The 20,956-nt window shown below is 48.5% G+C and carries 18 protein-coding genes; all 18 read right to left on the bottom strand.

The genetic code is table 11. The features are described 5' to 3' along the window. Nucleotides 1-50 precede the first annotated feature (50 nt). Nucleotides 51-1,229, bottom strand: a complete 1,179-nt coding sequence (locus M0L20_RS07075; protein WP_232560153.1) for an acetyl-CoA C-acyltransferase — start codon at nt 1,227-1,229, stop codon at nt 51-53. A 127-nt stretch (nt 1,230-1,356) separates the two neighbouring features. Then, a complete protein-coding gene (locus tag M0L20_RS07070; protein WP_248476266.1) occupies nt 1,357-2,226 on the bottom strand; it encodes a CE1 family esterase in 870 nt (289 codons plus the stop codon). A gap of 71 nt (nt 2,227-2,297) precedes the next feature. Next, entirely contained in the window at nt 2,298-2,852 is a 555-nt protein-coding gene (locus M0L20_RS07065) for an NADH-quinone oxidoreductase subunit J family protein (protein WP_232560151.1), read from the bottom strand. A 39-nt stretch (nt 2,853-2,891) separates the two neighbouring features. Next, nucleotides 2,892-3,458 (bottom strand): NuoI/complex I 23 kDa subunit family protein, encoded by a 567-nt coding sequence (locus M0L20_RS07060; RefSeq protein WP_248476265.1) that lies wholly within the window; start codon nt 3,456-3,458, stop codon nt 2,892-2,894. Between the two features lie 72 nt (nt 3,459-3,530). Then, a complete protein-coding gene (gene nuoH, locus M0L20_RS07055; RefSeq protein WP_248476264.1) occupies nt 3,531-4,697 on the bottom strand; it encodes an NADH-quinone oxidoreductase subunit NuoH in 1,167 nt (388 codons plus the stop codon). 90 nt (nt 4,698-4,787) lie between these two features. Then, on the bottom strand, nt 4,788-5,870 hold the full coding sequence (locus tag M0L20_RS07050; RefSeq protein ID WP_232560148.1) for an NADH-quinone oxidoreductase subunit G: 1,083 nt from the start codon (nt 5,868-5,870) through the stop codon (nt 4,788-4,790). A gap of 64 nt (nt 5,871-5,934) precedes the next feature. Continuing rightward, nucleotides 5,935-7,275, bottom strand: a complete 1,341-nt coding sequence (nuoF, locus tag M0L20_RS07045) for an NADH-quinone oxidoreductase subunit NuoF (protein WP_232560147.1) — start codon at nt 7,273-7,275, stop codon at nt 5,935-5,937. A 3-nt stretch (nt 7,276-7,278) separates the two neighbouring features. Then, nucleotides 7,279-7,782, bottom strand: a complete 504-nt coding sequence (locus tag M0L20_RS07040) for an NADH-quinone oxidoreductase subunit NuoE family protein (RefSeq protein ID WP_232560146.1) — start codon at nt 7,780-7,782, stop codon at nt 7,279-7,281. A gap of 54 nt (nt 7,783-7,836) precedes the next feature. Further along, nucleotides 7,837-9,069 carry an NADH dehydrogenase (quinone) subunit D gene (gene nuoD / locus M0L20_RS07035; protein ID WP_232560145.1) on the bottom strand — a complete coding sequence of 411 codons (1,233 nt, stop codon included), beginning with the start codon at nt 9,067-9,069 and terminating at the stop codon, nt 7,837-7,839. Between the two features lie 71 nt (nt 9,070-9,140). Further along, nucleotides 9,141-9,641, bottom strand: coding sequence for an NADH-quinone oxidoreductase subunit C (locus tag M0L20_RS07030; protein WP_232560144.1), 501 nt, complete (start codon nt 9,639-9,641; stop codon nt 9,141-9,143). A gap of 70 nt (nt 9,642-9,711) precedes the next feature. After that, a complete protein-coding gene (locus tag M0L20_RS07025) occupies nt 9,712-10,257 on the bottom strand; it encodes an NADH-quinone oxidoreductase subunit B (protein ID WP_232560143.1) in 546 nt (181 codons plus the stop codon). A 62-nt stretch (nt 10,258-10,319) separates the two neighbouring features. Beyond that, nucleotides 10,320-10,691 carry an NADH-quinone oxidoreductase subunit A gene (locus M0L20_RS07020; RefSeq protein WP_232560142.1) on the bottom strand — a complete coding sequence of 124 codons (372 nt, stop codon included), beginning with the start codon at nt 10,689-10,691 and terminating at the stop codon, nt 10,320-10,322. A gap of 218 nt (nt 10,692-10,909) precedes the next feature. Continuing rightward, nucleotides 10,910-13,057: a T9SS type A sorting domain-containing protein gene (locus M0L20_RS07015; RefSeq protein ID WP_248476263.1), complete on the bottom strand. Its 2,148-nt coding sequence runs from the start codon at nt 13,055-13,057 to the stop codon at nt 10,910-10,912. Nucleotides 13,058-13,222: 165 nt separating this feature from the next. Beyond that, the gene (locus M0L20_RS07010) at nt 13,223-16,192 is read right to left on the bottom strand and encodes a sialate O-acetylesterase (RefSeq protein WP_248476262.1); all 2,970 of its coding nucleotides are present in this window, start codon (nt 16,190-16,192) and stop codon (nt 13,223-13,225) included. Nucleotides 16,193-16,253: 61 nt separating this feature from the next. Then, nucleotides 16,254-17,264, bottom strand: coding sequence for a GTPase ObgE (obgE, locus tag M0L20_RS07005; protein WP_248476261.1), 1,011 nt, complete (start codon nt 17,262-17,264; stop codon nt 16,254-16,256). A gap of 48 nt (nt 17,265-17,312) precedes the next feature. Further along, on the bottom strand, nt 17,313-17,891 hold the full coding sequence (locus tag M0L20_RS07000) for an adenylate kinase (RefSeq protein WP_232560138.1): 579 nt from the start codon (nt 17,889-17,891) through the stop codon (nt 17,313-17,315). Between the two features lie 174 nt (nt 17,892-18,065). Continuing rightward, complete coding sequence (locus M0L20_RS06995) at nt 18,066-19,826, bottom strand: tetratricopeptide repeat protein (protein WP_248476260.1); 1,761 nt, start codon at nt 19,824-19,826, stop codon at nt 18,066-18,068. Nucleotides 19,827-19,914: 88 nt separating this feature from the next. After that, nucleotides 19,915-20,892, bottom strand: a complete 978-nt coding sequence (locus tag M0L20_RS06990; RefSeq protein ID WP_435531817.1) for a PstS family phosphate ABC transporter substrate-binding protein — start codon at nt 20,890-20,892, stop codon at nt 19,915-19,917. Nucleotides 20,893-20,956 lie beyond the last annotated feature (64 nt).

Below are 20,956 nucleotides of genomic sequence, written 5' to 3'. Positions count from 1 at the left end.
AGCCGGACAGAACCTAGTTCTATCCGGCTGCGACAAAATCGTAGGTCAGCTTAATTCAGCCGTTCGAATATACCGGCAACGCCCTGTCCACCACCGACGCAGGCTGAGACCATGCCGTACTTCTGATCACGGCGACGCATCTCATTCAGCAACTGAACGGACAAGCGTGCACCAGTCGAGCCGAGAGCGTGACCCAGGGCAATGGCACCACCGTTTGGATTAATTTTGCTTGCGTCAAGTCCCAATTCCTGAATGACCGCCAGCGACTGAGCTGCGAACGCTTCATTCAGTTCGATCAAATCAATATCGTCTTGCTTGATACCCGCTTTTTGTAACGCCAGCGGGATGGCGGCTACTGGACCGATACCCATAATGCGTGGCTCAACGCCTGCTGTTGCGTAAGAAACCATTCGGGCAACTGGTTGCAGATTCAACTCATTAACCAGCCGTTCTGACATCACTAGCACGAAAGCAGCACCATCCGACGTTTGCGACGAGTTACCCGCCGTTACCGAGCCGCCCGCTGCAAACACGGGTTTCAATTTGGCAAGACCGTCGGCACTGGTATCTTTCCGAGGACCTTCATCCTGCGAAACGGTCCATTCCCGACTTTTCTTTTTACCGCTTTCGGGGTCAAAATAGGTTTCGCTCACGCTGATAGGAACAATCTCATCCGTAAATTTTCCTTCTTTCTGCGCGGCCAATGCTTTTTGATGCGATTCATAAGCGAACTCGTCCTGAGCGTCGCGGCTGATTTTAAATTGCTGGGCGACTTGCTCGGCGGTCAGTCCCATGCCAATGTAATAGTCGGGATGCGCTTTTGCGATTTCGTAGTTCAAGGCTGTTTTCCAGCCCATTACGGGGACCATCGACATGGATTCGGTCCCGCCAGCAATGATGCAGTCAGCCAGACCGGCGTGGATTTTTGCCGAGGCAATAGCAATGGCCTCTAACCCCGAACCGCAATAACGATTGATTGTCATTCCTGGTACGCTGTTTGGCAAGGATAGCAACGCAATGTACCGGGCTATTTGCATTCCCTGTTCCGCTTCCGGAACGGCGTTTCCGACAACAAGATCTTCAACGCGAGCAGGGTCCAGATTAGGAACTTGGCTAATTAAATGCTTGATAACTTCAGCCGCCATATCGTCGGGGCGGGTGAAACGGAGACCGCCCCGTGGCGCTTTACCAACGGCTGTGCGATATCCGGCTACAATGTATGCGTCCATAAATAGACTGTTGGTTACTGATTAAGCAGGAAACTCACTGCAATAACTCATTTTTTGCGGGAATAATTACACTATCCGCCAAAATTATTATGCAAGCATACTATATTTTACACGCATTTTCCGAGATCTACTTAACACCCAACTGTCTTTTGAAAAAGGCCCAGGATTCGAGGTAAACATTAATATCGTTGGGATAATCGTGCTTACCATTCAGTACTTTTAACAGTGTGATTTCTGGCTTCCCTTTTTGTGAATACGTGTATTGCTCAATGGTTTTACCATCGGCAGGGTCGGTGTCGGGGAGGAATTTTTTGGTAGGCTCATTTTTGTAGCCCGCCAGCGAGGACCAGTAGTGAAAGGTTCTATCCGTAGAGCGGACCATACCCAAGCTGATGTTGTTCGTGAGCACTTCACCACCGTTGTACGGGTTGACATTATCGGCAGTACCATTTACGATCATAACGGGAATGGCTATTCGTTTCTCCGGACAATCCAGGTTGTTGGTATCGGGTAGGTTCGCAATAAGCGCCGAAATGGCGCGAAACTTCTCCGGCATTGTCAACGCAAGCTTATACGCCATATGACCACCTCCCGACGTTCCAACGGCGAAAACCTGTTTGGTGTTGATCTGGTAGTGTTGACTGAAGTAGTTGATCATAGCCTCAAAAAAGGCATTGTCGTTGATGTCTTCCAGATTGGCGGCCGACTGTGCTGTTTTGCGGCATTCGTTCCAGTATTTCTTGTAACCATCGGGATAGACGAGTAAGATATTTTCCTTCGGCGCGATAGCTTCGAGCTTTTGAGCCCCGCTTCGCATACCCTTCCCATTACCGCCTGAGCCGTGCAAAACAAAAACCAATGAAGCACCGGACTGAGTTGGTTTCAGAAAGTGAAACGTTCGTTGATGCCCCTCAATCTGAACCGAATCATCTTGTAGCTGCCCCCGGCTGAGGGTAATCGTCAGCGTAAACGATATGAGTAATAGGTAGCGTAGCATACGTGTAAACTAAATGAGCCGCTCATTGAGCGGCTCGTAAATTAAGGTATTTTGAAAACTTATAAAAGAAATCAAAAATGACGGTCGCCCGCTTCCCGTTTGCCCAGCAGCACTGCACCAACCATGGCTATCAGGAAAAGGACTGATGCTAATTCAAATGGCAGAATGTAATCGCTGTACAGCAAACTTCCGAGGTTTTCTACTAGACCCGTTTTGGCATTAAATGATCCTTGGCTGACCGTTGGAACTTGCGCGCTTTTTGCTCTGAAAATGGTAATCAGCATCACCATAAGCAGACCACCGACGATCACGGACGCCATTTTGGTCAGATTGGTTCTTGACTCTTCTTCCTCTTTCCGCAGGTTCAGAAACATGATCGTAAACAGAAAGAGTACCATGATTGCTCCCGCGTACACAATAATGTTGACCGCTGCCAGGAACTGAGCGTTTAACAATACATAGTGGCCTGATAGGCAGAAAAATGTAGCGATCAGAGCAAGTACGCTATAAATCGGATTGCGAGCGGTAACAACGCCAATAGCGCTAAAAATAGTAAGGGCTGTCAGCGCCAGAAACAGATAGCCAGTAGGCGTTAACGTTTTAAAGAAATTTAAAAATTCTGTCATAGTCCGGGTGAATGAAGAACGATGGGTGACAATAGTTGGCTAGGTGGCAGCCCGTGTCAGACTAGGTTCTGTTGGCGTAGCTTTTACTTCTGAATTGGCCGCGCGAACATACCGGTCATCCATTTTCTCGACAAGACGATCTTTACCGTAAATAACCTGATCGCGCTCCTGAAAGACAGGTACCATACGGTCGTGACGCAGATAAACGGCCTGCTTGGGACAAGCTTCTTCGCAGAGGCCACAGAAGATACAACGCAGCATGTTGATCTCGTAAACCGCAGCGTATTTCTCTTCCCGGTAAAGTTTCTCTTCGCCTTTTTTGCGCTCGGCAGCTACCATCGAAATGGCCTCTGCTGGGCAGGCAACCGCACATAAGCCACAGGCGGTGCAGCGTTCGCGGCCTTGCTCATCACGTTTGAGAACGTGATGCCCACGGTAAATTGGACCCAGGTATTTTTTTACCTCCGGGTATTGAATAGTCACTTTCTTCCGAAACAAGTGACGGATCGTTATACCCAACCCGCTGATAACGGCGGGGAGGTACATTCTTTCCGCCAGCGTCATTTCTTTATTGCTGACTTGTTTTGAGCGATTCGTTAGTTGCATGTTTTTCAGAGCTCAGAATCAGCTTTTGCTGGACGGTTTTACAAAAGACCGTCCAGCAAAAGCCATAACCTGTTAGGACTGTTGCGGAACAATTTCTCGTTTAGGCGCGCGTGACATTGATGTTGCAGCGAGTACAATCATCACAATAGCGATTAACCAACTCGCGTATTTGATGTTGAAAAGCAAGCCTGCTCCGGTCACAATCACATTGAGAATCGCTAGCGGAATAAACATCTTCCAGCCCAGATTCATCAGTTGGTCGTAGCGGAAGCGAGGAAGCGTCCAGCGTACCCACATAAAGAAGAAAATAAAGAAGAAGATCTTACCGAAGAAAACCACAAACTGAATAGCCGTGGCTAAGTTATGCCCGGTTACTGCGCCCAGACTAGTTTCGAGAGCGGCTCCCACTTCGTTCATAAATGGGTAATGGAAGCCACCGAAATACAACGTTGAAATGAATGCCGATGAAACAAACATGTTGATGTACTCCGCGAAGAGGTAGAAGCCAAGCTTCATCGAGCTGTATTCGGTATGGTAACCACCAACAAGTTCCGTTTCGCACTCAGGTAGGTCGAACGGGGTACGGTTACACTCCGCAAAAGCGCAGGTCAAGAAAATGACGAAGCCCAGCGGCTGGGTGAATACGTTCCACTCAAAAAAGCTAGCTTGCTCGTTAACGATGGCCCGCAGCGACAAAGAACCAGTCATCATCAGGATCGCGATTATGGAAAGACCCAGCGCGATCTCGTAGCTGATGTTTTGTGAAGCCGCTCTGATGGCACCCAGCAACGAAAACTTGTTGTTCGACGCCCAGCCGCCAACCATAACGCCGTATACGCCCAGCGATACTACGCCGAAAATGTACAGTACGCCAATGTTGATTTCAGTACCCTGTAAAGTAACATCGTAGTTGATGTTGTTCCAGGCAAACCGGATGCTGTCGCCAAACGGAATAACGGCACTCGACATCAGTGCTGTCAGCATGGCTAGGCAAGGTCCCAGAATAAAAAGCCACTTGCTTGCCTGGGAAGGAATGAAATCCTCTTTAAAAAACATCTTGCCCGCATCGGCAAGGGGTTGCATCAGCCCCCAGGGGCCTGCGCGGTTTGGTCCAAGACGATCCTGCAAGAACGCGGCTACCTTGCGCTCCCCGTAGGTGGAGTAGGCTGCGATGACGAGCGTTATCACAAAGAGTACCAGGATAATGATTCCTCTAACGATTAATACGGTCAGATCCATTTCTAAAAGTTTTCGGTTTTTAGTTTTTCGATAGCCAGGTTATTTCGTACCAACTATCCGGAAACTGAAAACACTTTACCTATAAACTTATCAAGGTTCGGGCTCCATTGCCGACGGCAACTTGGCAAAACGCTCAGGTGGCAACTGTTGAATTTTCAATTGCGACGTATCCCGCTCTTCGTGAATTTCTTTGTACTCCGCTGCTGCTAACCGCTGACCGAAACTCGGTTTAATCGTATCTGCCCGGTATTTGTTGGCCGAAATGACAGAACTGCGTGAGATCTTGGTTGGTCCCTCAATCGTCCAGTCACTGGTTTTCTTTTTCTCGAAGCGGCAGGTATTACAGATAAACTCGGTAACCTCGTTCCACTCGTTTTTGCGAGCTGTTACCCGGATCACCTCGTCGCCACGATACCAAAGCGTTACGTTACCCGAGCAGGTTGGACAATCGCGGTGGGCATCGACGGGTTTCGTAAACCAAACCCGGTTTTTGAACCGGTAGGTTTTATCGGTTAGTGCACCAACCGGACAAACATCAATGACGTTACCCGAGAAATCGTTATCAATCGCTTTTTCGATGTACGTTCCGATTTCGGCTGCGTCACCCCGACCTAACACGCCATGAACGCGTTTGTTCGTGATCTGATCGGCTGTATACACGCAACGATAGCACAGAATGCAACGCGTCATGTGCAACTGAATGTAGGGACCGAGGTCGTTTTTCTCGAACGTCCGGCGATCTTCTTCGTAACGTGTCGTTGCTTTGCCATGATCAAAAGAAAAGTTTTGAAGATCACATTCGCCGGCCTGATCGCAAACGGGGCAGTCCAGCGGGTGGTTAAGCAACAAAAATTCAACAACACCATTGCGGGCGTCAATTACTTGTGGGCTGGTTGTGTTCTCGACGATCATACCATCCTGTACGGCTGTCAGACACGAAGCGACCAGTTTAGGCATTGGCCGTGGGTCTTTAGCCGAACCTGCGGCTACCCGAACCAAACACGCCCGACATTTGCCGCCACTGCCTTTCAAGGGCTGATAATAGCACATGGCAGGAGGAGCCACCTCCGGACCAATTTTGCGGGCGGCCTGCAAAATGGTTGTGCCCGGTTCCACCTCGACTTCGATTCCGTCGATGGTGACTTTCAACAGTTGCGGCTTTACATCTTCCATATAGTATGCTGCGGCTTTTAGCCACTCACTAATTAGTCTATTGCGGCTTGTGGGCCGTCTTACTTTATACCAAAGCCATCTCGCCCCGATAAACAGCACCGGGCTGTGTCGCTTCGGATGGGTTGTCTATATGCCACTGAAACTCATCACGGAAGTGCCGTATCGCACTGGCAACAGGCCACGCAGCAGCATCACCAAGCGGGCAGATGGTATTTCCTTCAATTTTCTTGGCTACATCTACCAGCAGATCAATATCCTGCTGATGGCCATGCCCGTATTCGATCCGGTGCAGTACTTTCTCCATCCAACCGGTACCTTCGCGGCAGGGGCTGCATTGGCCACAAGACTCGTGGTGGTAGAAGCGGGAGAAATTCCATGTGTTACGAACGATACAGGACGTTTCGTCGAAAACAATAAACCCGCCCGAACCGAGCATAGTACCCGTTGCGAAACCACCATCGGATAACGATTCGTAGCTCATTAACCGCTTTTCGCCGTTGGCTAGTGTCAAGGCCAGATTCGCCGGGAGAATGGGGACGGAAGAACCACCCGCTACGAGTGCTTTAAACTTATGACCAGTCCGGATGCCACCACACCATTCGTCCGCGTAGATAAAATCTTCGACTGGAACTCCTAACTCAATTTCGTAAACGCCCGGTTTGTTGATGTGACCAGAAGCCGAAATCAGTTTGGTGCCCGTACTACGACCAATACCAATCGCTGCGTACGCATCACCGCCATTGTTGACAATCCAGGAGGTCGTCGCAATCGATTCGACGTTGTTGACTACCGTTGGGCATTGGTACAAACCTTTGACAGCTGGGAACGGTGGCTTATTCCGTGGGTTACCACGTTTTCCTTCCAGCGATTCCAGCAGAGCGGTTTCTTCACCACAGATATACGCACCACCACCGGGTTGTACGACCAGTTCGAGGTCATAACCGGTACCGAGAATATTCTTTCCTAAGAAACCTTTGGCTTCTGCCTCGGCAATGGCTTTTTCAAGAATACGGATTACGTACATCAGTTCACCCCGCACGTAGATGAACGACTTATTGGCACCAAGCGCAAACGATGAAACAATCATTCCCTCAATCAATAGGTGAGGAAGATTTTTCATCAGATAATGATCTTTGAATGTGCCGGGCTCCGATTCGTCAGCGTTACAAACCAGGTATCGGGGAACACCTTCCGGCTTGGCCAGAAAGCTCCATTTCATACCCATTGGGAAACCCGCTCCGCCCCGGCCCCGAACACCCGCTTTTTTCACTTCTTCGACAATTTCATCGGGTGTCATTGTCTTTAGTGCCTTCTCAACGGCGGTGTAGCCACCTTGTTTCCGGTATACATCAAAAGTTTCGATGCCCGGAACGTTAATATGTTCGGTTAATATTTTAGTAGCCATGTGTTACTTCGACAATTCGTCAATAATCTCGTCTACACGCTCGTTGGTCAGATTCATGTAGTACTTCTCCCGAATCTGAAATACCGGACCCATGCCACAAGCCGCTAAGCATTCTACTTCCTTGAGCGTAAAACGCCCATCCACCGTTGTCTGACCGGTATCAATGCCAAGGCGATGCTTCAGGTGAGCTAGCACATCTTCGCCACCCATCAGGCAGCATGGACCCGTACGGCAGTATTCAATTACATGCTGACCAACGGGATCAATGTGGTACATGGTGTAGAACGTCGCTACTTCATACACCTCAATGGGCTGGATATCGAGTAGCCGGGCCACGTAGTCCATACCTTCCGGACTTGTCCAGCCTTCTTGTTCCTGCAACAGGTGAAGTAAGGGTAGCAAAGCCGATTTCTGCCGATCTGCCGGATAGCGGGCTATTATTTCCTGTGCTTTTGCTACACGCTCCGGTGTAAAAACTACCGTTTTATTTTCAACAGTCTTACTCATAACTGAAACTATAAACCGCTTGGGTGGGCCAGCCACGGCTTGGTGAAACTTACATTACGCATCTAATTCACCAGCAATGACGTTCATACTACTCATGATAATAATGGCGTCTGACAGCGTCATGCCTTTACACATTTCAGGGTAAGCCTGGTAGTAGATAAAGCATGGACGACGGAAGTGTAACCGGTAAGGAGCCCGGCCCCCGTCGCTGATCAGATAAAAGCCCAACTCGCCGTTACCACCTTCAACCGCGTGGTAAACCTCACCAACAGGGGCGTCGATTTCACCCATCACAATCTTGAAGTGATAGATAAGAGCCTCCATGTTTTTGTAAACTTCCTGTTTGGGAGGAAGGTAATACTGAGGGGCATCGGCGTAATGAGAGCCTTCGGGTAGGTTGTCAATCGCCTGTTTGATGATGCGCAGACTTTGCCACATCTCCTCCCCACGAACCATGTAACGGTCATACGTATCACCGCTCTGACCAACGGGAATGTCGAATTCGAAATCCTGGTACGACGAGTACGGGTTCATAACACGAACATCGTAGTCAACACCGGCGGCCCGTAGATTCGGACCCGTGAAACCGTAGCTGAGCGCACGTTCTGCCGAAATGCCACCGACGTTCACAACCCGATCCATGAAAATCCGGTTGCGGTTGAACAGGTTTTCAAACTCAGTCAGTACTTTTGGAAAACGGTCCAGGAATTCTTTTATCTTCCGAATAGCAGTAGGAGAAAGGTCGCGCTCCATGCCACCGATCCGGCCCATGTTAGTCGTCAGACGAGCTCCACAAACTTCTTCGTAGATATCGTAAATTTTCTCACGCTCCTGGAATATGTACGTAAAACCGGTGAGCGCACCCGTATCAGCACCCAGAATGGCGTTACAAATGATGTGGTCAGCAATGCGGGCCAGCTCCATCATAATGACACGGATGTATTGAGCGCGCTTAGGAACGTCAATGCCGAGCAGTTTCTCAACCGTCATGTGCCAGCCCATGTTGTTGATAGGCGACGAGCAGTAATTCATGCGGTCGGTAAGCGTCGTAATCTGGTAGAAAGGACGCCGTTCTGCAATTTTTTCAAAGGCCCGGTGGATATAGCCAATTGTCTGCTCGCCCGATACGATTTTCTCCCCATCCATTTGCAGAATGTTCTGGAAAATACCGTGAGTAGCAGGATGCGTTGGCCCAAGGTTGAGCGTGGTCAGTTCGTTAACGTACTGAACAGGACCTTGTTCGGCAGGCAGGTTTTTATTCGCTATATCGAGTTCTTCAGAAACCATATGTCAAAGGGTAAAAAGCAAAAGAACGGACGAGTGATAAATATAAAATCACGGGTCGGTCCTTTGCACGTTTATCGTCCAAACAAGGCGTCGATCTTATCCTCTCGAGTTTGATCTTCAAGCGGATATTCTTTGCGCATTGGGTGATAATCCATTTCTTCCATGTTCAGGATTCGACGTAAATCCGGATGACCATCGAAGATAATGCCGAACAGGTCAAAAGTTTCTCGTTCCATCCAGTTCGCGCTCATGAACAGCGGAATAGCCGTTGGAATGTGAAGATCCTCGTTCGACAGATAGACTTTAACGCGTAGCCGGAGGTTATTGATCAGGCTGTGCAAGTGATACACAACGCAGAACTCTTTTCCGGGAGAATCAGGATAATGAACGGCTGTGATATCGGTCAGAAAACCAACCTGCAAAGTCGAGTGCTCTTTCAGAAAAGTGATGAGCGAAATGATTGTCTCGCGGGTAGTCGAAAATGTTAACAGATCATAAGGATCGTCAAAATCACTAACGGCTTCACCAAATTGAGTAATGATGGTTTGCGCGACTGATTCGTTCGTCAGCATAGGGGTGGGTAAGACAACTTTATGCGGGGTTGGTAGTATCTGTGGCGACCAATCTCACGTAAAGCGGTTATTACTGAATATTATACGAGTTCAACAACTTCTGGTATTCTTCTGTATTACGACGGCGCAGCGATTCGTTTTTGGCCAGCTCCTGAATCTGCATGACTCCTTCAATAATCTGTTCAGGACGTGGTGGGCAACCAGGTACGTATACGTCAACCGGAATGATCCGGTCAATACCCTGCAACACGCTGTAGGTATCGAAAATACCACCGCTCGACGCGCAGGCACCAATAGCCACTACCCAGCGCGGTTCAGCCATCTGTAAATATACCTGCTTGACAACAGGGCCCATTTTTTTTGCAATGGTACCGGCTACCAGAAGCATATCAGCCTGACGGGGCGAAAAGCTGTTCCGTTCAGAGCCAAAACGACCTAAATCCCAGTCGGAAGCCAGGGTAGCCATGAATTCAATGCCGCAGCATGAGGTTGCAAATGGCAGTGGCCAGAGCGAATTTGCCCGGGCCAGTCCAATTACTTTATCGAAAGAAGTGGCAGAGAATCCCTGCCCGTCATAACTAGGCGGAGCTTCGGCCAGCTTAATGTCAGTTGCCATAAAACGTTGTGTTTGATTACTCTAACAACGAATAAGAATGTACTAAAATTCATTTACTGCTGCTATTCCCACTTCAAAACACCCTTGCGGATGATGTAATAGAAACCAGCCAGCAACAAGCCCATAAACAAAACCATTTCAATAAAACCGGTCATGCCAAGCCCTTTGAAATTAACAGCCCATGGGTACAAAAAGATTACTTCCACGTCGAACAAAACGAACAGGATAGCGATCAGAAAATACTTGATCGAGATTGGCGTGCGTGCATCACCCTGAACAGGAATACCGCACTCAAATGGATCATCTTTTTTCTCACTGTTCCGCTTGGGACCAATGGCATGGGTTACAAACATCGTTGTGATGATGAAACCAAGGGCTAAACCAAGCTGAATGAGCACCGGCAGATAGTCGGCCGGCAGGTAAGTCGCGTTCATACAGTACTATTAAAAGTAGTGCTACAAAGGTAGCGATAAAACCAATAAGCACATTTAATTGCTGCCCGGACGTTCATCCGAACATCCTCCAAATATACAGGCTAACCGCCTTTTTTTCAACAGATAGCCCCCGGTCAACTGTTACTTAGAACGCTTATAAACAAGAAGTCCTTTTCAGTGAAAAGGACTTCTTGGTAAGTAGGTTATTGTTCGACGTATTACTGAGCAACGATCACGCGCCGGGATACGTTGAACCCAGCTGCCCGAATTCGGATAATGTATTCACCTTTAGCAAGTCCTGACAGGTCTACCGCTTTTCGCTCATTGAACAACGGTACCACGTAGGAGGATAATTGCTGGCCGGTCATGGAGTAAACGTCAACGAGCGCATCTTTCAGATTCTCTTCGGTTTCAACGGTTATCATACCATCCGTTGACGGGTTCGGATAAACGCTGACGCCACCAGTAGTCTGGTCAAATACAAACTCTTTAGGTGCGCTATAGTCCGAATAGCAGGTCAAATTCTGGCTACCGTTCAGAGCGAAAGTCGTTTTGGTACGGGCGGAGTAGCTGCCACTGACGATAACCTTGACTACTGAACTAGTCTGGGGAATGAGGTCATTAGCCCGTCGCCAGTCGAATTGGTCAGTACCACCACTGGTTGGTGCGGGTAAAGCGGCTTCCAGCGAATATGTACCGACTTGCTCGACAACAGGAACGAACAGCTTAGGACGAACCGTCAGGGTAATAGGCGACGATTGGGCTGATTTACAACCGTACACGTTGATTGCCTGAGCCGAGTAAGTGCCCGATGCCGTCAATGATATTGTTTTACTACTGATTCCTGTACTCCACAAGGGTATGCTACCCGCCGACGAACTAGCCGTAAGTACTAAGGCCGAGTCGGCGCAGACCTGTTGCTGAGAAGTCGCTGCCTGATTCGGCTGCGTGTTCAAAGCGATGGTAGGAACTGTTGGCTGAATGATGCCCTGTACATCGATGGCTGGTGACAGGTAGGTATTGCCTGTATTGTCTTTTAGGGTTGCCCGATAAACGCCGGGCTGATTGACGTTGATGGTCCGTGATGTCTGACCATTATTCCACGTATATGATCGGTATAAGCTGGGCAAGCTAACAGTTAAGTTATTGTTCGACCCGCAAGCTACGGTTACCGCAGGCGAAGGAAGCGGAGTGAGCGGACGCGATGTCGCAAAAAATATGGCGTTCAAACTATTGAACCAGGCTTGGCCGAGTTGCTGTAAGCCTTCACCACCAAAGTGTACATTACCCTCATAACGGGGAATCTGAATATTATCGGTAAAAGGTCCCGCAAATACGTTGTTGTTATAGGTGTTGATAACGTCGTTCTGAGCCTGGATAATGTCCTGACTAACCTCGCCTACGTTGTACGACGACCGGGCCAGCACCCAGGCTGGATAGCGATCTGTATCAGAGCGGGTCTTATTGACCAGGTACTGCATCCCCTCGCTATATACTTTTCGGCTGGAATGCAGCGGGACGTTGTCGTTTTCGCCCTGCTGCCACAGCACTGCCCGCAATCCCTGAAGGGAACAGTAGTAGCGGAGGGCAATCAGCAGGTTTGCGTAGGGCATTCCAGCGGGAAAATTCTCGTTGGGCGTACCAAGGGCAAATATGTTTTTAGTTATTTGACCGTCCGCGCTTTCTTTCCAGTTGTTTATGGTGGTTGCCTGCCAGGCTGTATTGATAAACAATACGGGGACGTTATACTGCTTAGCAATCAAGTCGCCAAGAACACCCCAGCACCAGGCGCTTTGCCCCCGTGGACCGATCAATGAACTTGCACCTAGTTGCTGAAAAGTAGGAGCTGGCGGATCGTTCAGTGAGTTGGCCGTACTGTTGTCATACGTAACGCAGTTCACTCGATCATCCGAAGCACCCAATGCGCCAAAATTCTGAAAACCCTGTGCGTTGGACTGTCCGGTAATGATAAACACTTCGCCGACACCAACTTTACGGATAACATCCGTACCTACGATTGCGCCCCCCGAAAAAGCCTGCACTTCCAGCCGGTACCAGCCGCCCTTTGCCCGTAAGGAGCTTTGGAAGATGCCGCCCTGGGGATTCCGCTGAACAGTGGCCCATTCGGTATTGATTCCCTGACCCGACTGCTCCGCAACAACGCGGGCCTGGACGCTGTCTACGGGCTGGTAATAATTTCCCGAAATGTAAATGGTGCTGAAATCATCATTACCTCGTTGAAAAACAGCACGGCTTTCGGGGTAAGTGATCTTAACTATCTGGTTGGTCGTTTGTGCCTGCGTGCGGTAGAGCGTAGCTATTAAACCAAATAGCAGAAAAATATATACACTAAAACATTTTTTCATGTGTCGCTCCTGTCTTACCCTGTTTCACTTAGTTTGTTGAAAGCTATCAGGCTCAATACGTTCGGTATTGAACAGCTAGTCTTTATTTGGCTATACCGTAAAATCCCCGGCAAAATACAAATTCTACCGGGGATTCTATGATTAAACGGTATACCGGGTTTTATATTACAATCCGAGCAAAATTCGTCTGGTTCTGCTAAAACCAGCCGCTTCTACGCGTAAAATGTAAACTCCGGAGGGTAAGTCGGTCAAGATTAGTTGTTTTCGTTCGTCAAATAAACCCACATTTCTGGTTAATACTCTTTGCCCAGTAGGCTTATAGAGCGTAACTGTCGCGTTGGATAAATTTTCCTGTGTTTCTAGCGTGACAACCTTATTTGGATTCGGGTTAGGATACACACTTAGCCCCTCAAAGCTTGCATCTATCGTGTACAAAAATGGTGCCGAAGGTAGGGAGAAACAGGTAAGGGTGTTTGAGTAAACAATGGATGAACGGGCGGTGTAATTGCCCGAACGACCAGCCTTAATAATTGCCGTTTGGACGGCCAGTGAATCCGTATCCCGGCGCCACCGAAAACGTTCGCCGTTCGTTGAGCTAACCGCTTCAAGCGTGTATGTACCGATTGCGTTTATGGTAGGAGCGGGGGGTAATGCCCTGACATCAACTGTTGTAGCAGCAGACAGCGTAGAAACACAACCGTTTTGATCGCGAATTCGAGCTGAGTAATTGCCGGCTTGTCCTGTTGTGATAGCGCGTGTAGAGTCACCGGTTGACCAAAAAACGGTGTACGGACCTTCTACCGTAAGCGTTGCCCGATCGCCCTGGCAGATAGTTGCCGAAGGAGTGGATACGATGGCTGGCGCATTGGGTAACGCATTGACGCGTACATTGATTCTGGGTGAAAAGGTAGATAGACAGCCATTTTGGTCACGCGACTGTACCGCGTAGTTACCGGACTGCGTTACACTGATTGCTTTGCTTGTCTGACCACTTGACCACACCACGTTTAACGGTGAGGCTGCGTTTAAGGTAACGCTATTTCCTGCGCAGAATGTCGTTGCGCCACCCGCCGATACGCTGGGCGTTGCGGGAAGCGGGTTTACCTTCGTAGTTACTACGTCGGACCGTTCGGAAGTGCAGCCAAACCGATTTCTGGTCACGATCGAATAGTCACCCGACTGGGTAACGGTTAGACTTTGTACCGTTTGTCCATTATTCCACTCATACACGGCTTCAGTAGGTGCAGTCAGGACAACGTTTCGGTCAGCGCAGAACGTAGTGGCACCACTCGCCGTAATGGTTGGTTTTGCCGGTACTGGATTGGCGACTACTTGTATGACGTTGGAGGGTAACGAAGTACATCCGTTCTGATCGGTGACCGTTGCCGTATAGGAACCAGAGGTTGTAACGGTGATCTGCTTTACTTTTTGCCCATCGCTCCAGTTGTAAACGACATTGTTACTGGATGCCTGCAAGGTTGTGTTGTCGCCCTGGCAAAACGTGGTAGACCTGCCGTTTGTTATAGTCGGAGTAGCCGGGAGAGGACTAGTCGTCAATTGAAGCGTATTTGACGTGAAGTCACAACCGCTGACATCGCGGTAGCGAGCTGAATAGCTTCCGACTAAACTTGCGTTGAACGTTCTTCCCGAAGCGACGCTCATGTTATTTGGTTGACTTAACCAGGTTACATTATCGTAGTTGGACGTCAAAGCGAGTGTTGTACCGGCACAAATGATAGGTAAGCGGTTATTGGCTACACTGGCTATTGGGGTGTCTGACACCCTTAGATACCCTGTATAGTTTGTATTACCCGAAGCATCTTTCACTTTAGCCCGGTATAGTGCCCCCGGACCTTTGGTTATACTGCGCCCGCTTTCGCCCGATTCCCACTGAACTGAGGAGTAAGTACCGTTAACTGTAAACGTAAGATTGTTGCCTGCGCAAGCTACTGAAACGGTAGGTGCTAAAGCAGGTCCAAACGGTGTTGATCGTTGAAAAAAGGAATCATCGAGGCTACCGTTCCACAAAGTAGCGGCTGTAACCAGGCCATTGTAATCGAAGTGAACACGGTCGGGATCAAAAAGTGGTGCCCGATACCGTGGAACCTGAACCGTGTCGGTAGACGGTCCGGGAAATACGTTCGGTACTGTGGAAATAACTTGATTCTGCGCGGCAATGATGCGGTTGCTAGCACCCAACGGATCGTAATGGGAGGCTCTGGCAACGACCCAGGAGATGTTTCGCCCGTAATCTTGTCGGGTTTGGTTAATGACAAACTGGAGATCGGTGACGTAGCTTTGCGTAGTTGTGTTGAACACATTATCCGCTTCGCCCTGGTGCCACAAGACAGCTCTGATGCCCAGTATGTTGGCGTAAGACTGCAAGGCTACTTTCAGGCCAGCGTATGGTTGCCGGGCTGGATAAGGGCTACCACCATACCCATAGGCGGCTCCTCCCTCGGGAGCACTATCGCTCCAGTTTCGAATGGAAGTACCCGTGAAGGCGGCATTGAAAAACATGATCGGCACATTTAGACGGGTCGCTAGCAGGTCGCCTAAACGTCCCCAGTACCAACTGCCCATGCCACGTGGTGCGACGATGAAGCCGTCACTGTTATCTAAGTGAGAAAATTGGGGAACGGGAGGATCGTTCGGATAGGCATTCTCCGGGTATTTGTAATTAACGCAGTTGACCCGGTCATCGGTAGAAACGGGAGCACTGTAATGAACGCCCTGCGCGTTCGACTGGCCAGCAATGACAAACACCTCGCCAACGCCAACGCGCTCAATCGTCGTAACATCTCCAACTTGCTGTCCGTTAGTCAGTCCTCTAACCTGAAGATCGTACCATCCTCCTGTTACGGTTAAATCGCCAGAGTAAATACCTCCGCTTGGATTGTCAAGTATGGTCTGCCAATCCGTAGACGTTCCCTGGTTGTTACGGGCCTGGACACGAGCCTGAACTTGCGTGATAGGCACGGTGTAGTACCCCGTTATTCGAAAAGTGGCCTGGTTGCTTGCATTACGCTGAAAAACAGCTCGGCTGGTAGGAAACGATACCTGAATCTGAGCTGTCGCGTATGTTGGCAACAATAGCCCTACGACGAGACAGCAGACTAATGAAAATTGTTTCATAACTATTGAATGCTGCCAAGTTGTAGGCTCAGCGACCAGAATGACTAGAGTTCTGCACGTTTCAATCTGTTGGCTCAGGTGTTGCCGTCAGCCGTTGCCAGATGCTATCTTTAAGTTCATCTAACCCCTGCTGGGTAACTGCTGATATAAACGTTACGGGTAATTTCTTCGGTAATGTCTCTTTAATTCGTGTCAATTCATCCTGCTCAACCAGGTCTATTTTCGAGATTGCCAGTAGACGATCTTTGTCCATCAATTCTGGATTATACTCGCGTAGTTCGTTCAACAGCGTGTTGTATTCCTGTCGAATGTCGGGACTGTTGGCGGGTATTACAAACAAGAGCACCGAATTTCGCTCAATATGCCGCAGGAAGCGAAGACCGAGTCCTTTGCCTTGTGAAGCTCCTTCGATAATGCCCGGAATATCCGCCATAACAAATGACTTATAATCCCTATACGCTACGACCCCTAGATTGGGTACAAGGGTTGTAAACGGATAATCAGCAATTTCGGGACGCGCAGCTGACACAACTGACAGGAGCGTCGATTTACCGGCGTTAGGGAAGCCGACCAGACCAACATCGGCGAGTAGTTTTAACTCAAGTACAACCCATTCTTCTACGCCAGGTTCTCCCGGCTGCGCGTAATAGGGTGCCTGTTGCGTTGAGTTTTTAAAGTGGTCATTACCTAAACCACCCCTGCCGCCAGGAAATAGAATGATCTCCTGTCCATCTTCGGTAATCTCGGCAAGCTGCTCGCTCGTGTCTGGATTGCGGGCGATGGTACCAAGTGGAACTTCCAGGATTACATCCTGACCCTGTGCTCCACTACGTCTACCACCTTCACCCGCTGTTCCATTCTCTGCCTTGATGTGCTTGCGGTATTTCAAGTGAAGTAACGTCCACAACTGAGCGTTACCTTTTAAAATAATATGACCTCCTCGTCCACCGTCGCCACCATCTGGTCCGCCTTTAGGAACGTGTTTTTCACGTCGGAAGTGAACCGATCCCGCTCCGCCTGCGCCCGAACGACAATTTATTTTTACGTAATCTATGAAATTGGATGAAGCCATATTGTATTGTACTACTGCTAGCGTCTGAAGGCAACGAAATTCGCTTCGTTAACCGACGGCCTGCTCAATTTTACTGCAAATCAGATTGAAAATGGTATCAATATCACCAATACCATCAATAGCTGCAAATTTTCCCTGGCTGTTATAATAGTCAGCAACAGGCGTTGTTTTTTCGTTGTATTCCTTTACGCGCCGACGGATCAATTCTTCATTCTGATCATCAGGTCGACCGGAGGTTTCTCCTCTTAATAGCAGACGGCGGGTGAGTTCTTCATCATCTACGACCAACGCCACCATTGTAGTGATCTGTGTATCGTACTGACCCAGCAGTTTGTCTAACGCTTCAGCTTGTGGTACTGTCCGGGGAAAGCCGTCAAAGATAAATCCTGCTGCGGACTGATTTTCCTGTAATTTACTTTCGATCATTCCAATGACTACGTCATCAGGAACCAGCAAGCCCTGATCCATTAGTTGCTTTGCTTTCAGACCCAGTTCGGTACCAGCAGCAATTTGAGAGCGTAACAGGTCGCCGGTTGATAAGTGGACAAGGTTATAGGTATTGATCAGTTTTTCACTTTGGGTCCCTTTGCCAGCACCAGGCGGGCCAAACAGTACAAGGTTAAGCATACAGCTCTGATTAAGTATTCGTCTGGGCAAAAAATTGCGCCCGCAAAGTTACGATTCCCCTTCTAAAATAATAGATGCACTCGTAATGAGTAACAGGATTTTATCAACTGGAAACTAAATAAAAAAGGGCAGACCAATCGTCTGCCCTTTTTTATTTACTGTATGCGAACCGGATTATTTTCCAGCCGTGCTTTTGCGCGCCGGTGCCTTAGTTGCTGGTCTGCCCGATGGGGAAGCTGCTTTTGGCTCTTCCAAAGCTTTTTTCACATCAGGATCATTTGGATTTATTTCCAATACCTTATTGAAATACTCTTTCGCCTTGGCGTCGTCTTTCTTCGCAATATTGAAACCTGCCAGCGTTTTGTAAGCTGTTACCAGATATCTTGAGTAATCCGTTTTGTCGGATGCATCCTTCGGCGTAGTAGCCTGCTCGATGAACTTCTCAAAATAGGGTGTAGCTGAGCTACTAGCTTTCTCTGGTTCCTTAGCGTAAGCATAGTAATTCGACATAGCACGGTAGTAGTAAGCCAACGGATATGTCTTACCATCTGCTTCGATACGCTGGGCCATCTGGCCGAAAGCTGAATCTGCTTTCATGTAATACTGCTGTTTCACCTGACGGATCTGAGCTGTATCCATTGGAGCCGCTGAACTGTCACGACCTACACGAGGAGCGTATTGGTAGCTTGACAGGCCAAGCCACAGAAAATCGTTGTTTTGTGGCTTTTTATCGCGCTGAATCGTCTTCGTGTAGTAATCGCTAGCTTTGTCGAAACGCTTCGAATCGTAGTACTTCTTAGCAATTTCACGATACAAGTTATCCGTCGTATCCTGAGAAGCTGCCTTTTCCAGGTTTGCGATGCCTAATGAATCACCCTCTGGAGTACCTAACTGTCCGTACGCACGTCCTAGATACTTATAGTCATCAGACATTACTTTCTGAGGTGACGACGTAATAAAGCGGTTCAACGCTTCTACAGCTTCGTTGTTTTTGCCCGTAGCCGTGTATGCCCAACCGTACATGCGGTCAATGATTGGGTTGTTTACTTTCCCTTTCAGTTGATCCAAGTAAGCTGTAGCACCCTGATAATCTTCAGCCAAGAACTTATAACGAGCTACGTCAAGTAACTGCTCTGGATCCGTTGTTCCGCTTTTCTGAACGTACAGTTCGTAGTTCTGAGCAGCTGATTTGTACGCCCGAGAGTTAGCAAGTGCATCTGCGTACGCACGGTAAGTAGGTGCAAACTCAGGATCGTTTTGAATCGCTAGTTTGAAATACTCTTGTGCTTTCGTGTAGTTTTTACCACGCAGGTAAAGCCGACCAATTTTATAGTTTGCTTCGGCCAGATTCGGGCTGATTGCTAATGCATTCTCATATTTCGAAATAGCATTACCGCCGTCGTTCTTCAAGAAGTATGCATCACCGAGAGTCATTTCAATCTCTGGGTTCTCGTTCTTCTTGTCTTTTTCGTCGGCAATGGTCAGAAGGCGAATCGCTTCTGCTGGATCGTTTGTTTCTTCCAGCGTATACATTTCGCCAGCCCGGAGCAGTACGTTCTGGTCCTTGCTTTTCGTTGCCGAAACAGCGTTATCGATTAATGTTTTAGCCGTCGCACGATCTTTCTTTGCCAGAGCAACACCAGCTAAACCAATGTTATTTAATTGGTCTTTCTTATCAGCGGCTGCACCCTTTTCAAAGGCTGCTTTAGCTTGATCAATTTGTCCGCTTCTTAGATAATAATAGCCTAGATAAAATTGATTCTCTGCTGATGGTGAGCTGGTTGCTAGCTGAGTAAGCGTTTGTCCCGCTTTATTAAACCGCTCAGCCTCCACGTCTTTCAATGCCGTTTGAACATCCTGCGCCATAAGTGGAGCAGCTAGGGACGTTCCTACGAACAGGATGGTCAACAGCGATTTTCTCTGGTTGTTCATCATGTATTACAGGTTGGAAAATGGAAAAAAGGTTTTATGACTAGTTAACAATTAGCAAAACTAAAAAATTGCGGGCAAACCCAAAAATTGCTTATTTTCTTAGATTTACTTCCCGATTATACGGTACGGATGGCCACAGACCTAATTTATAAATAATAAGCGAACCAGCATCCCGAATAACGTAATTGACCAAGCCTCCCGCCAGACCAGGATGGGCTTCCCGGCTCAGTGCGTATACAGGGCGACGCAGTGGATATCGTTGCATACCTAAGTCTTCCTGAAATGGCTGAAAGTAATCAGCCCGTTCCGTCGGATTCGTTTTCGGTGAGATACCTACTACCCGTAAGTCTTTCGACAGCTCTGCAGTAAGTGGCTCATCACCGTCGCTAATCCAGTTCACACCAATGAAACCTAAGGCAGACGGATTCTGCCGTACGAAGTCAATAACCTCGCGGTTCGATTTAGCGGTAAAAATCCGTAGACCCGTTACGTTCTTGATCTCAAACTTATGCAATACAAACTCTAAATTGCTGGAATTGTTATTGTCAAAAACGAGCGTGATCGGACCTGACTGGTTACCACCCTTTAACTGCGACCACTGCTTTATTTTACCCGTAAATACCTGCTTCAACTCATCTATTGTCATCAGGCTATCCGTATTAGTCTGATTGATGATGAGTGCGACACCGTCAGTAGCCAGTTTTGTACTCGCTCCAACGATCTTACGCTGGTTTAAAACGGCCTTTTCGTTCGCTGTCAATAACCGGGTCGTGAATGCCATTCGGGCACTATCCTTCAGCATCAGATTGATAGCTTCCTGCTCTGGCTTGTAAATCACTTTGAAGTGAGCGTCGGGATAAATACCCGAATAAGCAGATGTCAACTGCGTAACCAATGGGCGAAACGATTCGTCGGCTGCTATCACAATAGTGCCGCGAGCCGGATTATCCAGCGGTGGCTTACCATCGCAGCTTCCCAGCAAAGCTGCGATCAGTAAAAGCCCGAAAATCTTTAGTTTAGTCATTGCCTCGCAGACCTTGGTAAGCTCGATAAGCCCGAAAACTTCCATAAAGTAAAAGGAGTGCTGCTAACCCGTACCGAATGAATCCTCCTTCAGGTAACAGTCCAAAAGA

It is taken from the genome of Spirosoma liriopis, assembly GCF_023196085.1.
GTDB classification, from domain to species: domain Bacteria; phylum Bacteroidota; class Bacteroidia; order Cytophagales; family Spirosomataceae; genus Spirosoma; species Spirosoma oryzicola.
This window is presented reverse-complemented; position numbering and strand designations above follow the sequence as displayed.